The organism is Candidatus Margulisiibacteriota bacterium, assembly GCA_003242895.1.
In the GTDB taxonomy this organism is placed as follows: Bacteria; Margulisbacteria; Riflemargulisbacteria; order GWF2-39-127; family GWF2-39-127; genus GWF2-39-127.
This window is the reverse complement of record QKMY01000017.1, coordinates 24,038-39,483: the sequence shown is the minus strand read 5'-3', so window position 1 is coordinate 39,483 and position 15,446 is coordinate 24,038. Positions and strand designations below refer to the sequence as shown.

The 15,446-nt window shown below is 38.3% G+C and carries 19 protein-coding genes; 15 read left to right on the top strand and 4 right to left on the bottom strand.

Annotated elements, in window-relative coordinates; all coding sequences use genetic code 11:
* Positions 1-52 precede the first annotated feature (52 nt).
* On the top strand, positions 53-727 hold the full coding sequence (gene nth, locus DKM50_01425; GenBank protein ID PZM83763.1) for an endonuclease III: 675 nt from the start codon (positions 53-55) through the stop codon (positions 725-727).
* 54 nt (positions 728-781) lie between these two features.
* Positions 782-1,363, top strand: a complete 582-nt coding sequence (locus DKM50_01420) for a hypothetical protein (protein PZM83762.1) — start codon at positions 782-784, stop codon at positions 1,361-1,363.
* An 11-nt stretch (positions 1,364-1,374) separates the two neighbouring features.
* On the opposite strand, the gene DKM50_01415 is transcribed toward DKM50_01420, so the two are convergent.
* From DKM50_01415 to DKM50_01405, 3 genes are all read right to left on the bottom strand, one after another.
* Complete coding sequence (locus tag DKM50_01415; protein PZM83761.1) at positions 1,375-2,844, bottom strand: leucyl aminopeptidase; 1,470 nt, start codon at positions 2,842-2,844, stop codon at positions 1,375-1,377.
* Positions 2,845-2,878: 34 nt separating this feature from the next.
* Positions 2,879-4,147, bottom strand: coding sequence for a glucose-1-phosphate adenylyltransferase (locus DKM50_01410; GenBank protein ID PZM83760.1), 1,269 nt, complete (start codon positions 4,145-4,147; stop codon positions 2,879-2,881).
* A 419-nt stretch (positions 4,148-4,566) separates the two neighbouring features.
* Complete coding sequence (locus DKM50_01405; protein ID PZM83759.1) at positions 4,567-5,238, bottom strand: cytochrome c biogenesis protein CcdA; 672 nt, start codon at positions 5,236-5,238, stop codon at positions 4,567-4,569.
* A gap of 161 nt (positions 5,239-5,399) precedes the next feature.
* Here DKM50_01405 and DKM50_01400 point away from each other — a divergent pair, with 161 nt between their 5' ends.
* The gene (locus DKM50_01400) at positions 5,400-5,870 is read left to right on the top strand and encodes a cupin fold metalloprotein, WbuC family (GenBank protein ID PZM83758.1); all 471 of its coding nucleotides are present in this window, start codon (positions 5,400-5,402) and stop codon (positions 5,868-5,870) included.
* Here the strand turns inward: DKM50_01400 and DKM50_01395 are convergent.
* Positions 5,867-6,235, bottom strand: a complete 369-nt coding sequence (locus tag DKM50_01395; GenBank protein PZM83757.1) for a two-component system response regulator — start codon at positions 6,233-6,235, stop codon at positions 5,867-5,869. The genes DKM50_01400 and DKM50_01395 overlap by 4 nt on opposite strands.
* Before the next feature lie 177 nt (positions 6,236-6,412).
* Here DKM50_01395 and DKM50_01390 point away from each other — a divergent pair, with 177 nt between their 5' ends.
* From DKM50_01390 to DKM50_01335, 12 genes are all read left to right on the top strand, one after another.
* Positions 6,413-6,994 carry a hypothetical protein gene (locus DKM50_01390; protein ID PZM83756.1) on the top strand — a complete coding sequence of 194 codons (582 nt, stop codon included), beginning with the start codon at positions 6,413-6,415 and terminating at the stop codon, positions 6,992-6,994.
* 159 nt (positions 6,995-7,153) lie between these two features.
* Positions 7,154-7,546, top strand: coding sequence for an 8-oxo-dGTP diphosphatase MutT (locus DKM50_01385; protein PZM83755.1), 393 nt, complete (start codon positions 7,154-7,156; stop codon positions 7,544-7,546).
* 120 nt (positions 7,547-7,666) lie between these two features.
* On the top strand, positions 7,667-9,184 hold the full coding sequence (locus tag DKM50_01380; protein ID PZM83754.1) for a hypothetical protein: 1,518 nt from the start codon (positions 7,667-7,669) through the stop codon (positions 9,182-9,184).
* Between the two features lie 13 nt (positions 9,185-9,197).
* On the top strand, positions 9,198-9,572 hold the full coding sequence (locus DKM50_01375) for a response regulator (protein PZM83753.1): 375 nt from the start codon (positions 9,198-9,200) through the stop codon (positions 9,570-9,572).
* Between the two features lie 8 nt (positions 9,573-9,580).
* On the top strand, positions 9,581-9,964 hold the full coding sequence (locus DKM50_01370) for a hypothetical protein (GenBank protein PZM83752.1): 384 nt from the start codon (positions 9,581-9,583) through the stop codon (positions 9,962-9,964).
* On the top strand, positions 9,957-11,510 hold the full coding sequence (locus DKM50_01365) for a type II secretion system protein GspE (GenBank protein PZM83751.1): 1,554 nt from the start codon (positions 9,957-9,959) through the stop codon (positions 11,508-11,510). Before DKM50_01370 ends, DKM50_01365 begins: the two co-directional genes overlap by 8 nt.
* Before the next feature lie 8 nt (positions 11,511-11,518).
* Complete coding sequence (locus tag DKM50_01360) at positions 11,519-12,727, top strand: hypothetical protein (protein PZM83750.1); 1,209 nt, start codon at positions 11,519-11,521, stop codon at positions 12,725-12,727.
* Positions 12,728-13,081: 354 nt separating this feature from the next.
* The gene (locus DKM50_01355; GenBank protein PZM83749.1) at positions 13,082-13,414 is read left to right on the top strand and encodes a hypothetical protein; all 333 of its coding nucleotides are present in this window, start codon (positions 13,082-13,084) and stop codon (positions 13,412-13,414) included.
* Between the two features lie 27 nt (positions 13,415-13,441).
* The gene (locus DKM50_01350; protein PZM83748.1) at positions 13,442-13,939 is read left to right on the top strand and encodes a hypothetical protein; all 498 of its coding nucleotides are present in this window, start codon (positions 13,442-13,444) and stop codon (positions 13,937-13,939) included.
* A 6-nt stretch (positions 13,940-13,945) separates the two neighbouring features.
* Complete coding sequence (locus DKM50_01345; GenBank protein PZM83747.1) at positions 13,946-14,389, top strand: hypothetical protein; 444 nt, start codon at positions 13,946-13,948, stop codon at positions 14,387-14,389.
* Positions 14,352-14,891, top strand: a complete 540-nt coding sequence (locus DKM50_01340; protein PZM83746.1) for a hypothetical protein — start codon at positions 14,352-14,354, stop codon at positions 14,889-14,891. Before DKM50_01345 ends, DKM50_01340 begins: the two co-directional genes overlap by 38 nt.
* 1 nt (position 14,892) lies before the next feature.
* Positions 14,893-15,324 carry a hypothetical protein gene (locus DKM50_01335; GenBank protein ID PZM83745.1) on the top strand — a complete coding sequence of 144 codons (432 nt, stop codon included), beginning with the start codon at positions 14,893-14,895 and terminating at the stop codon, positions 15,322-15,324.
* The last annotated feature ends 122 nt before the right edge of the window (positions 15,325-15,446 follow it).

The following is a 15,446-nucleotide window of genomic DNA, read 5'->3' as shown; positions in this document are numbered from 1 at the left end:
ACCCGGAAAACCGTTACTCTGAGACCTAATATCCAGAACCAGGGAGTTGCCTATGAATTTTGAGCAAGTGAGAAAAGAAAGCCTTGAAGAGCGGAAGTCAAGGACTGCCGTAATTACAAAACTTCTGTCCGATACCTATCCGGAGCCAAAATCCGCACTTAATTTCACTTCACCCTTAGAGCTCCTGGTCGCTGCCATCCTATCGGCACAGACAACCGACAAGCAAGTGAATATCGTGACTGAAGATCTTTTCAAAAAGTATCGATCAGCACAGGATTTTGCGAATGCCGATCCCGAAGAATTCATACAGGATATCCGAACAATTGGATTCTACAAGAACAAAGCAGCCAACATAATAAAATGCTGCCGCCAGATCCTTGAAAAGTATCACGGCAAAGTGCCTCGGACCATGGACGAACTCACAAGTCTGCCAGGGATCGGAAGGAAGACCGCTAACGTAATACTTGGAAACGCTTTTGGAATTAATTCAGGAATCGCAGTTGATACTCACGTTATCCGAGTATCCGGAAGATTAGGGATCACAGAACATACTGATCCCGAAAAAATCGAGCAGGACCTGATCAAACTTGTTCCCCAAATCACCTGGACCGACTTTTCGCACTACCTTATTTACCATGGCAGAAACACCTGCGTTGCCAGAAAACCAAAATGCGGGATTTGCATCATTAATAAATACTGCCCCTCCAGCTTAATAAAAAACGGTTAACAAAGGGGAATAAAATACCGATAATCTAATATATAAAGAAGGAGCATTTTTATTATGATAATAAGAAATTCGCTCTTACTACCGTTATTAGCCCTATTACTTTCCTTACCAGGATGCTCAACTTTTGTCCAGAATAATGTTCCCCAAAATAACAGGTCCGCAGAACCAGTGATCTGTATTGAAAAAACACTGATCAATACCTGTACCACGACATCACAAATCAATCCCGAAATAGCCTTATTATCAAACGGTACTTTTGTCGTTATTTGGGAAACCCTTAACGACGATTCGAGTTCAGGAAACATTTCCGGACAGTTATTCGATGCTAATGGGACCAGGATCGGCGATACATTTCAAATATGCAGCTATGAAGCAAACTACCAAAACAGCATAAAAGTTAAAGCATTGGAAAATGAAGGCTTTGTAGTAACCTGGGACAGCTGGACGCAAATAAATCAAGACAATATAACATACGGGCAAATGTTCAATGCAAAGGCAGATAAAAAAGGAGGCATCATCCCGATAACCATGAGCGACGAACCCAACTTAACCTCTCCGCTTTTTGCACAAACAAGTAAAAACTATGTTGCAGTCTACAATAACGATCAACTCAATTCGGAATGTGCTCTTTACTAGTCCGAAAAAGATTATTGCTGCAAAAAGTCACAAAGCAGTCTGACACCAAACCCGGTACCCCCTACAGGACAATAGGGATCGCCTTTGGTAATATATGCCGGTCCGGCAATATCAAGATGCATCCACTTCGTATCTCCCACAAAATCAGAGAGGAACAAGGCAGCAGTAATAGCACCACCCCATCGCCTGGAACTTATATTTTTTATATCTGCAAAATCACTCTTGAGAAACTCTTTATAATCATCGGGCATAGGTAACTGCCAGCAACGCTCATAGGTTCTTTCCGATGATTTCAACATCTGTTCAATCATCTCTTTATCATGAGAAAAAATTCCGGCAAACTTCTCCCCGAGCGCAACAACACAGGCTCCGGTCAATGTTGCCAGATCAATTATCATTTCCGGGTTATATTCTTTTTTAGCGTACGAAATAGCATCAGCCAGTATCAATCTGCCTTCTGCATCAGTATTAAGTATCTCGATTGTTTTCCCATTATAACTTTTTACGATATCACCCGGACGGATCGCGCTTCCTGAAGGCATATTCTCGACTATCGGAATTATACCTACCAAGCCCATAGGCAGCTTAAGTTTGGCAGCAGTGATCATCGTTGCTGCAACAGCAGCGCCTCCACTCATGTCAGATTTCATATCACTTAAAGAATCTGAGGTTTTAAGGTTAATACCACCGGAATCAAAGGTTACCGCCTTACCGACAAGCACACATATTTTGTCAGTATTATCAATATTGTGTTCCATAATTACGAATCGCGGCTTATTCTGGCTCCCCATGCTCACTGCGAGTAGCGCATTAAAATTTTGATCTGCAAGTTGCTGCTCTTCCATAACATTGATAGTTATACCGCTATCTATGGCTTTATCTATAATCTCATTCGCGAATATTTCTGGAGTAAGCTCATTAGCCGGGGTACTCACCCACTCCCGAGCCATCAACGTCCCGCTACAAATAGCCATGTTTTTTTTATTAAGTGCTTCATATTCCCGAATATCAGATTCATGTGTTACAAAAACGACTTTTGATAACGTTTTAGTTTTTTTATCCTTTTTATACTTATCAAAAATATAGTTACGCAAGTACGCACCTTCGAGCATAGCCGAAATTACGTCTGCATATGGCAACTTCAGTTTTGAGGGGATAGCAACATAAGCTTCATCAAGCTTCATTCCCATACATTTACTTATTGCCGAGCCAATAACAACACGAACGTCTTCACTGGTTACCTGTTCCAGTTTTCCAAGGCTCACAAAAATTACCTTATCGGCATTAATGCCTGGGACCTTATAAAGAATAAGTTGTTCTTTTTTTTCTTTTGGAAATTCAGGAATAGATTTATGCTCGTTAATTATTTTATTAATAATATCCTGCTCATAAATTTCCTGAATTTCCTGATCTTCAATAACAGCAACTATGAGCGTCCCGACAGTTACTTGACTCAAATCGACATTTCGGATTGCAAACAAAACAAGACCCCCCTTTAAGAACTTAGTAGCGACACTATATTACTGTATTATCCGGAATACAAGCATACTTTTCAATAACGACGATACCTTCCCGTATCATATAATTCTCGCCCTCATAATTCTGGACATTTCTGGGATTAATAATTTTTACGTTATTTCCAATACGGGCATTTTTATCAATAATAGCTTTTTTGATAACGCAGTTTCTTCCAATGCCCATTTTTACATCATCGCAGACTTTTGACATTTCGGTTTGGTAATAATCATCTCCCATGAGGATCGATTCTTCGATATAGCTGTCACGGTCAACAATTGTCCGAATGCCAATCATGGAATTCCTTATGGTAACACGATTAAGAACACAGCCATCGGAAACCAGCGAATTCTCTATGAAGCTTGCTTCAAACTTCGACGGCGGCAAAAATAGCGGCTGAGCATAGATCGGATATTCCATATCATAAAAATTAAACTTTGGAAGCGGTGAAGCCAAATCAAGATTCGCTTCGTAGAAAGCTTTAATAGTACCGATATCTTCCCAGTATCCTTTGTGAACAAACCCGACAAGCTTCTTCTTCCCTAATAAACCAGGGAAAATATCCCTGCCGAAATCCGGTTCAATCGTATTCTCCATAAGCTCTCTAAGATAATTAACAGAAAAAACATATATACCCATATTCGCAAGCACATAGTCCTTATCAAGAGGCAATCCCTCTTCTAGCTTAATTGCATCCGGCACCTTGAATTCATTAATAATCGCCGGATCCTTTGGTTTTTCAACAAAAGCTTTGATCTCAGAATGCTCATCGATTTTAGCAAGCCCGAAGGAGGATGCCTTTTCTATCTCGGAAACCGTAAGAGCGAGGGTTGCATCCGCCTTTGACTCGATATGTTTTTCGATTATCTGACGATAATCCATTCGATAAAGCTGATCTCCCGATAGTATCAGAATATAGTCAACTTTAAGATCAGAAATATGCTTGATGTTCTTTCGGATTGCATCAGCTGTACCCTGAAGCCAATCAACGTTTTCCGGGCTCTGTTCAGCAGCCAGAATGCGAATATAGCCTTTTGAAAAGATATCGAATTTATAAGTCTGAAAAACGCTTCTATTCAATGATTCCGAGTTATACTGAGTGATAACAAATATCTTGTTAATACTTGAGTTAATACAATTACTGACCGGAATATCTACAAGACGGTACTTGCCCCCGAGAGGCACAGCTGGCTTCGATCTGTACTTCGTTAACGGATAAAGGCGAGTACCTTTTCCTCCGCCCAAAATGATACTTAATACATTTTCCATTATATCACCCTATCGTTTTTATATTCACTGATCGCAATATTTATTATGTTTTTTACATTATACCGTATTAATAAATATCAACAAGTATTATTTTCTATTGTCAGTTATTATTTACTTGATAATAAAGCCATTTTTGACACCACCAAAATTCCTATTCGATGAAACCAGGATAATATTTAGCGTTCTGAATGAGTGTAAATTTTAGCCATAAGTACATTTTTTTTCGAGTAAAGATTGAAAATTCTGCTTGCCTTGACTAGACGGCGACTGCTGAACTCCTCCTGCGTCGACAAAAATGTACTTATTTTTGGACATGGTACGTTTGGAAATGCAATAAGGGTCCTGAGAAAAATGATTGAGCCGGGAAAATGGCGTGGCAATAACCAGGACATGCCTAACGCCCAGCCAATAAAGACCGTTTAGAATAATCCTTTATACAAAAACCATAGACCGATACTTCCAACCAGTCCCCCGGACAACCGTTCGATTATAAACGTATATTTATTAATAAACTTAAGATACTTAATAGTCCTATTAATAAAAAACCCGATAACTATAAATGGCAATGACAATCCAAAAGAAAACACACTGAGAAGAAGCACTCCACGAAAAATCGTCTTACTCTCGCTTGCTAATGCCAGAACAGAGGCAAGAATTGGCCCAACACAAGGTGTCCATCCCAATCCAAAAATAACACCGATAAAAAATGCGCCAAGCACCCCTCCAATTTTCTTCGGAAATGGCAGTCTCAAATCACGATAAAGATTCTTGATTTCTATTACTTTGAACATATGTAACGAAAATATAACAAGAACAATCCCACCGAAAATCTCCATCAAATGCTGATAGTGAACGAAATAATGACTAACAACGGTCAATGCAGCGCCTAGAACTATAAATATAAAAGAAAATCCTGCACAAAATGATAAGATATGAGAAAAAACAGAAATATTTTTACGGTCATTATTTTTGAGATCATGGAGAGAAATCCCTGTAACCAGAGAAATATACGATGGGAAAAGAGGCAGAATACAAGGAGAAAAAAAACCTAATATCCCGCTAAAAAAGACCACAACAATCGATAAATTCAAATATAATCTCCTTTAAGATGTTTAGTATGATTTATTGAAATACTTATTATACAAAAAAAAGCTTGGGATATCAAATCAATTGCTTTTAGCAAATTATCAGATACAATAAGACTGTTACTCAATAGCACAGAGCTAATTGAAAATACAAGGGGTACCCATACATGGAGAACGTCAAACTCCTCACAAAAACATTAATCACCGACCTGACAGAACAAATTACGGCAAATCCGCGAAAAAGGATCAATCATAACTTTCACCAGCTCTCGGATTATGTACAGAGATTTCTCAATATTGTCGATCAGTCCTCATACATCCAACCACATAAACACCAGAACCCGGACAAGACCGAAACATTCATTATTCTCAAAGGAAAAATCAAATTCTTTATCTTCGATGATCAAGGTAGTGCTAAAGATTTTTTCATTCTCTCTCCGGAAGAAGACAATATCGGGATCGACATTCTGCCGGGAATTTGGCACTCATTCGTTACATTAAGTACAACTGCAGCAGTTTTTGAGATCAAAGAAGGTCCATACTTCCAGCAAACGGACAAGTTATTCGCTCCGTTTGCACCGAAGGAAAACGAACCGGAATCTGCTGATTACTTACGTTACCTTAGAGAGTATAGTTAGATTTCTTCTAACGTCCGTTTAAGATACGCAAGGAGTTTATCGTCGTCATATGGTTTCTCGATAAAGTCATCAGCGCCGGCTTCACGGCAAGCTTCAATAATATGTCCCTGCCCCATGCAGCTCAACATACACACTTTTGCCTGAGAATCATATTCAATAATTATTTTTGTGGCAGTAATACCATCAATCTCAGGCATAGTAATGTCCATAAGCACAAGGTCAGGAGATTCTTCTTTATATTTTTTAATTGCCTGCTCTCCATTTTCCGCCATAACAACTGTAAAACCATTGTTCATCAAAAACTTTTCTGTTTTTTTCCTAAAATAATTGGCATCATCTACAATTAATATCTTTTTCATAAGCATTCCTCATTTACAGTTTTTTTATCAGGATTTACTTACAATTATATCATAAATATTGAGGTGGGCTTTATTGAATAATTCCAGATAATTTTAATATTGCAGCCAAAACTTATTTGACAACGCCGGTCTTTTATTATATCTTATGTCACGTTATTGAAAAAATTTTAGGAGGTACTAATCATGAAATTAAAATATCATTATCTTTGTCTCATTTCTATCCTATCGCTAGGATTGTTAACTGCGTGCAGCAAAGCCCCAAAAGCAGACCTTCCTGCAAATCTCCAAATAATCGAAGATTTTGACGCAACTGAAAGCTGGACATCATTCGCTGCACCTAATTCTTCAATGAAAATCACGACGGATGAAAAAGAAAAATACAATGGAAACTCGTCAATGGCTATGTCATTTGATATCAAAGACTGGGGCGGCGTAGGTTCAAGCTTTAAAGACAAAAAACAATGGAACCCTAGCGACAGCCTGTTTTTTGTACTTAAAGGCGATAGTTCAGGCAAAACTCTTATGGTAGAAATTACTGATAACGGCGGAGAACGCTTTGCCACAGCATTTCCGGTTAACTTCACCGGCTGGAAAGCCTTCACAATCCCATTTAAAGATTTCAAGAGAAGAGACGATTGGCAACCAGACAATGTTCCAAATGACGGTTTGACACTAACAGCAGTTGAAGGTCTTAGTTTTTCACCAAAAGACAAATCAAACGGAACATGGAACGTCGATACTATCGGAATTATCCAGGGAAAATAGACACCAAAATAGAATAAATAAATATAGAAAAAGGGACGAGATTAACACGTCCCTTTTTCTATATTAAAACTCGTCATAGTCGCCCGTCGGCAAACAACTTTGCATTGATTAGGAGTATATGTTATCATTCACGGGAAAATAAAAACAAAGAGCTGATTAATGAAAAAACTAGAAGTAACAGCAGCCATTATTTATGCTAACGGTAAATACCTTATTGCACAAAGGCCACTCGATAAGTCGATGGGAGGTTTGTGGGAATTTCCCGGTGGAAAAGTCGATGAAGGAGAATCCCTTGAATCTTGCTTAATCAGAGAAATTCAAGAAGAACTTGAACTTGTTATTTCTATTAACAAACATTTTCTCTCGGTTAATCATTACGAAGAAAATGTCAGCTTAAATCTTCACTCCTATTTATGCTCAATTATTGAAGGAGAGATCAGGCTCAATGAGCATATCGACTATAAATGGATCACTAAAAACGAATTTTCATTATTTGATTTTCCCCAAGCTGATAGGCCTATCATCAAAAAACTTGAAGAGCACCAAAATTAGCACAACACCAACCATACTTCTTCCATAAATTAAGCTATAGAATCATCGCAATATTTTGTTATAATTTATTTATATGAAGCTTATAAAGACATGTAGTTTTATACGCATGTTCCGGTGTTCATGAAAAGTATATTCGATATTAATCTAAGAGGTGGAACATTGCCCAAAATATTAGTCGTCGAAGACGAACCGGTTTACCGCGAGATAATAGTTTCCATAGTGCAACGGCTAGGCTACGAGGTAGTATCTTCCGGCTCAGCAGAAGAAGCACTGGAACTCATAAAACAAAGTTTCTACCCAATTATCCTTCTCGATATACTATTGCCTAAGATGAAAGGCACGGACTTAAGTCGAATTATTCGACAGATGCCGAACAGCGAACTCTACTTCATTATTGCGACGACAAGCCAGGACCAGAAAGAAAATATAACGGAAATTCTGTCCGCAGGAATAGACGATTATATAACCAAGCCAGTCAACTTCAAACAACTCATGATCAGGCTAACAATTGCCGAAAACTACGTGAATAATATTCAAGAGAAAAAAAAAGCTGAGGTCCAGTTCAAGGATAGCGAAGAAAAATACAGGCTTTTATTTGAAAATGCCCGCGATGCTATATTGCTTGAAGATCCGGAAACAAGACTGATAATTAACTGTAATAAAGCTGCTGAAGTTTTACTCAAAACGACAAAAAAAACACTCATCGGAAGACATCACAAAGTAATTCATCCTCCTCAAAAAGCCGATGAATATGATGATTACATAAAAAAAACAATAAAAGAAAACGGAGTGATCGATAGAGAAGTTGAGATCATTTCCAGTTCCGGAGAACTTCGACGGGCAATATTATCCGGAACTCTCTACCATTCCTTAAAGAAAAAAGCATTGCAGCTCATACTTCATGACATTACTGAAAGAAAACAATTAGAAGAACAAATAGTTCAAGCCGAAAAAATGAAAGTAGTAGCAACCCTCGCTACCGGAGTGGCACACGAAGTTAAAAATCCGCTAGCTATCATTTGCCAGGGAATAGACTATTTAAACAGAAAGATAAAGACCGATAACGAAGATATTCTGACAACTCTTCATGACATTGAACATGCAGTCAACAGAGCAGATACTATCGTACGCGGCATTCTAGATTTTTCAAGCATATCGGACCTGGAAATAAAAACGGTAAACCCCAATAAAATAATTACCAAAGCGCTTGCGCTCTTGAATCACAACTTTAAGAGGGCCAATATCTCAATAGGAACTGATCTTCAAAAAGATATTCCGCCGATCCGCATAGATAAAAACAAAATAGAACAAGTTCTCCTCAACTTGCTGATGAACGCAATCGATGCGATGCCGGATGGAGGCAAAATCACAGTTAAGGCATACAGTGATATCATGGAACTTAATAGAGAATATGTTATTATTGAGATTAAAGATACCGGACCGGGAATTCCTGATGAATTGCTGGCAAAAATATTCGATCCGTTCTTTACTACCAAAAGAAACACAGGAGGGACCGGACTCGGATTGTCAATCGTAAAAAATATTATCGAAATGCACCATGGCGCAATTGACATAACTAACGCAAGCGATCAGGGTACTATCGTATACATGCGCTTTGAAACTGACAATAAAGAATAAGGAGTATGCAGCCATGATAAAAAAGAAAGTACTCATTGTGGATGATGAAGTAGCGTTGGCACGTATGATCCGACTCAATCTCGAAGACACTGACAAATTTGAGGTAAGGACCGAATCGCAAGGCAAATTGGCCCTTAGTGCGGCATTAGAGTTCAAACCGGATATTATACTCCTGGATGTCATGATACCGGATCTCATGGGAAGCAAAATTGCTGAGTTAATATCAGCTTGCGATGAATTAAAAAGCATTCCTGTTGTCTTCTTGACCGCAATTGTAAAAGAATCCGATCTGGCACACCGGGGAGGAACAATCAGCGGATATCCTTGCCTTGCCAAACCAATTTCTGCGGAAAAGCTTATCAAATTCATAGAGAAGGTCCTGGGATAAAATTGTTTATGGACACTACAACATTACTGATTATCAGCAATGACAAAGCCCTTACCGAGAAAGTTCGCAAAGAATTCTCTGCGACCGGAATCAATCTTGAATATGCGGAAGATGGTATAAGCGGGCTTAATAAAGCAAGGGAAAAATCGGTAGGATATATAATTATGGATTCGGAAATTCCCAAATGCAATGGATTCATTGTCTGCCGGTTATTAATGTTTGACGAAAAACATAAGCATTTATCAATTGTGATCACATCCGATGATACTGCCGACGAACCCTTGGCACTAAGGGTTGGCGCAAAAGTATTTGTCAACAAAAACACAGATCCGCAAAATATTATCAGCCAAGTCAGGCAGATGATAACCACCGGGAGCCGGAAAAATGTATAATAACAACCAATTTACTATGCAGGTACCATTCATTGATATGGATAGCTATACCCCGGATGCAAAGGTATTGGAATATATCAAAGAATCAACAAGCAAAAAGCTAAAAGCCTTACCCCTGTTTAAAGTTAAAAAATTCTTAGTTATGGCAATGGTAAATACTTCTGATTTTATTGCCTTGAATGAGTTAAAAAGAGAAACAGGGCTGGATATCTATCCTGTAGCTGCCAACGAAACCTCAATTACCAAGGCAATTAATCATTTCTATCAGAGAGTAGATTCCCTGCAAGACGAACTAAAACCTATCATCCAGAGCCTCAAGGGAAATAAGCTTCCGGTAGAAGATAAACAATTACAGATGAAAACTGCCCTTATGGAAGAACAAAAACCAGTGATCCAGCTTGTCAATAGCTTGGTAAAGCAAGCAGTAAAAATACAGGCTAGCGATATTCACCTTGAACCGGACGAAAAAAAATTCAGGCTACGCTACCGCGTTGATGGGATCCTCAATGAGCTCGCGACCTTCCCTCTCGATATGTATCATTATATAGTATCGAGAATCAAGATAATTTCTAATCTCGATATTACCGAATCCCGGCTTCCTCAAGATGGGCGAGCCAAGCTTATGATAGAAGACAAAGAAATCGACCTGAGAGTTTCCACATTTCCAACTGTATACGGAGAAAATGTGGTAATCCGCGTATTAGACAGATCCATACTTAATTTTGATATGTCTAATCTGGGATTAAGCAAAGAGATCATGCCACCGTTTACGAAAGCGATTAACGAACCATATGGCATAATCCTGGTTGCCGGACCTACAGGAAGCGGGAAAACAACAACATTGTATGCAATCCTAAATGCCATCAATACCATAAGTAAAAACATTGTAACAGTTGAAGATCCTGTTGAATTCAACATGACAATGATTCGTCAGTCACAAATCAATCCCAAGGCAGGTCTTACATTTGCCTCAGGCTTACGAAGCATTTTAAGACAAGATCCTGACGTCATAATGGTTGGAGAGGTAAGGGACCTGGAAACTGCCGAAATAGCAATTCAGGCAGCCCTCACCGGACATCTTGTCTTCAGCACAATCCATACCAACGACGCACCGTCAACAATGGCCCGGCTAACGGATATGGGAGCTGAACCATTTTTATTGGCTTCCTCGATTAACGCTATCATATCCCAACGCTTAGTGAGGAAATTATGCCTAGAATGCCGGGAAGCCTATACCCCTGACCATAATTTCTACAAAAACCTGGGGATTGTGGATATCACAGAAGGAATGGTGTTTTATCGGCATAAAGGCTGCATTCATTGCCGGAACCAAGGATATATAGGAAGAACTGGAATCTACGAACTGATGTTCACAAATGATAAAATAAAAGAACTCGTTGTTAAAAAAGCTTCCAGCTCGGAAATCAGGCAAGCCGCGCTGGCAAATGGAATGATCACGATGTTTGATGATGGGCTCCAGAAAGTGATAGCAGGAATAACAACTATTGACGAAGTCTTACGAGTAACAAAACTACGTGTTGATTAGAACAGTTCATGCCAACATATAAATACATAGCGATGTCTACAGGTGGGAAAAAAGAAGGTGTTATAGATGCACCAAGTACATCCCGCGTTGCCGAAAAACTTAAAGAGCTCAGTCTTTACCCGATCAGTATTACGGAAGTAAAGGCTTCAATTCTAAGGCAGGATATCAACCATATTTTTGAAATTATTACCATAAAAGATATTCTTTTTTTTACCATGAATCTCAGAGTATTGATCAAGGCCGGCCTCACTATAACTGATAGCCTGGATACAATACAGCAGCACGTCAGCAAAAGAAAAATGAAACTGCTGATAGAGGAAGTTAAAAATTCCGTAGCGAACGGTCAAAACCTGTCCGAAGCACTGCAAAATCATCCCAGACAATTTACCACTATCTATACAAACATGATCAAAGCAGGAGAAGATGGGGGAATACTCATTGATATTTTAAAAAGACTTGTAGCTTTAATGGAATACGAATCGGAAGTAAAAGACAAAATAAAAAAAGCTACCCGATACCCACTTATCGTTATATTTTCATTAGGAATCGCTTCGATCATTTTAACATTATTTATCTTCCCGAAATTCATGAAAATGTTCTCAGCTCACGGTGGACAACTTCCCTTGCCCACAAAAATCATGATAGCAATAAATACCTATGTTGGACATCATTGGCTCATAATGATCCTGACGATTACGATCACGATCTATGCTTTAAGAAAATATGTCCGGACATATCAAGGCAAGCAGCAATGGGATAGCTTAGTACTTTTAATCCCAATTTTCGGACCTCTTACGAAGCGGCTCATCCTCTCCCGGCTGACAAAGATACTGGCGATGCTGATACAAAGCGGATTACCCATACTCAATTCAGTCGAAGCAGTCATCAATACGACAGGCAATTCGATAATAGTAAGAGAACTCTATGAAATCAGAGAAAAAATCCGCAGCGGACACGGGATTTCGAAGCCGATGCGAGAAAGCAAAGTCTTTCCTGAATTAGTGGCAAACATGATAGCAGTAGGAGAAAAAACCGGAAATATAACCGAAATGCTACTGAATGTATCAGAGTATTACGAAGAGGAAGCCTCTGTTACTTTAGACAATCTGGCTGTACTTCTCGAACCAATTTTGATCATATTTTTATCGGCAATTGTACTATTTGTTATTTTGGCCGTATATTTACCGATATTAAATATGACGTCATTAATTAGATAAAAACATCCTTGCTATAAAAGCGAAGAAAAATCATACCTAAATATTAATATATAACTAAATAAGTGGAATATATATTACGTCTTTTCTGTATAAACCCATTTAAATGGGTTGAATATAGATTCAGACAAGCCGGATTTATCAAGTTCAACAGTCCAGTTAAGCATTTTAAAATCAATTGCCAGTCGTTCAGGATAATACAGAATCTTTGTTATATAGTCTCTTATATTCAAAGAGTCTTCCTCATAGTCGGTTTTAAAGAATACGAGTATTTTGCAATACGAATACTTGTATAATGAATTAATTTTGATATTATATAATTAAACTTGATTTCAATCTGAAAGGAATTTACAAATAATGAATTACAAAAATCAGCGTGGCTTCACTCTCATAGAATTGATCGCGGTTATCATCATTCTTGGCATTTTAGCGGTTATCTCGGTACCAAAGTTTCTTGACTTGACAAATAAATCAAAAAAAGCACAATGTGATGCAAATATCGGGGCAATTCATTCTGCCGTAGCTTTAAAATATGCAGAAAACGCATCGAATGCTGTAGCAGCATTCCCTACAACGCTGACAGGAGCATTATTTGCAGACGGTCTAGTACCGACATGTCCTTTTTCCGTAGCATACAGTTATGATAATACTGTAGGAAGAGTGGCAACACCTGACCATGCACATCTTTAATAGTTAGTTTTGGCTTAGGTGTAAAAATTGATTTATCATAATAATGCCGGTTATACTTTAATAGAATTAATCGTAATTATATCCATAATATCATTTTTGAGTTTTGTTACAGTTATTAAAATTCCATCTTTATCTTCTGCAAAGGTTAATATTACGAAAGATTACATAGTTATGGATATCCGGCTTGTCCAAAACTTATCCCTTTCACAACAGACAATCTATGGAATTAAAGTAGATGCTGCTCAGGAAAATTATACTGTCTACAAAGGAAATAATAATTTTGACAACATTATTACCAATCCTTCAACCAGCACCACTTTTAGCGTAAATATCGAAGATCTATTCCCAGGAATAACAATGATAAGCACTGATCTTGCCGGAAATACACTTCAGTTTGATAAAAAAGGAATACCGGCGGATACTTCCGGCGCGATTAATACAACAAAAAACATAGTCTTGAGCAATTCTTCAACAGGGGAAACAGCAACTATATCAATAACCCCTTACACTGGGCTAATCCAGTAGATATGAATAATAGGAGTTGTCCGGTTGTTCATTAATAACACCTCATCTACGAATAAATCCGGATCAACAGGCTTCTCGCTCATAGAACTCATAGCAGCGTTGACTATCCTTGCTATCCTCTTGCCCAAGATTATGAACCCTATGTTCACGGTACTCATGAAAAGAGTCCCAATGGAAGAAATGAATAACGCAAGCATGTTCGCTGAATCAAAGCTTGAGGACCTTCACGGACTTAGTTTTGGCAACATAAACTCAGTCTCTACAGAAAACTTTTCTATCCCTTATAATAATTATAGCTATACTATTAATGTTAACTATGTAAATGGCCCGAATGATCTTGATACAATAGCTGGAAGTACGACCGATTATAAAAAGTCGTTAATCACGGTAACAACACCATCAAATATACAATATGAACTTGCAACATTATTTACAAACCATGGATTCTAATAAAGGATATACATTAATTGAATTGATTGTGGTTATCATACTGATAAGCAGTTTTGTTTCCCTTGCCAGCGGGTCTATAGTTATTCTGTTCAACCGGGGATTTCAGGTAATACTTGAACAATCAGTCAGCAGGAGTAACGCAAACCGAATATACACTGCAATAAGTAGAGACCTTCGAAACATCAAGGATATTGCTAGCATACTCACTGCCAATAACAATATTATTGCTTTTAATGACATTGAAGATAATACCATAAGTTATTATCCGGAAAATCAGAAAATACAAAAATCTATTAACGGGACAAGCTACCAATTTGCAGAAAATGCCCACGCCCTGAATTTTATTTACTATGATGCCAGCAATAATGTACTATCTGAACCTATGACCGGGAACGGAATTTCAACGAATATAAGGACTATTGAGTCAGAGATCGCGATCGGCGAGAATATCTCTCATATTACCATTAATATGCGAGTACGGCCAAGAAACATCAGAGGATAACATGCGCACACAACAAAACGGATATATCTTGGTCATGTTAGTTTTCTTAATGAGTATTCTAAGCATTATAGGTCTTCATGCCTTATCTATTTTCAGGAGTGAAAGTATCGAACGGTCCGATTTTATCAAAACAAGCCAGGCATTTGGCATAGCAGAAGGCGGTCTGAACTGGGCATTACTCTATTATAGTTCCTCGGAAGATTGGGTAACCTCTTCAAATGCCATAAACGGATCAAGTATAACACTAAATTCGAACTGCTTTGACTTAAGCGTCCAAAATGTCACCTCCAGGTCTGCAACAGTGTTTATCACGGGAAATGCTCAATCCGGAGATCATTTCGTTGTCAGGACAATGGAGCTCTCAATCAACCAGAACAACACAACCGGAACCCTGCCAAGCCGGAGACTAAGCTATTCCTGGAAAGGCAATTAGCAAGTACTCTGAACATTGATTGACAACTGCATTCTCATAGCTCCCACTAATATCAGACGAATAAATGATCGATAAAAACAGAGTATAGTATTCATATCTTAACATTATTTATGTGTGCAGAT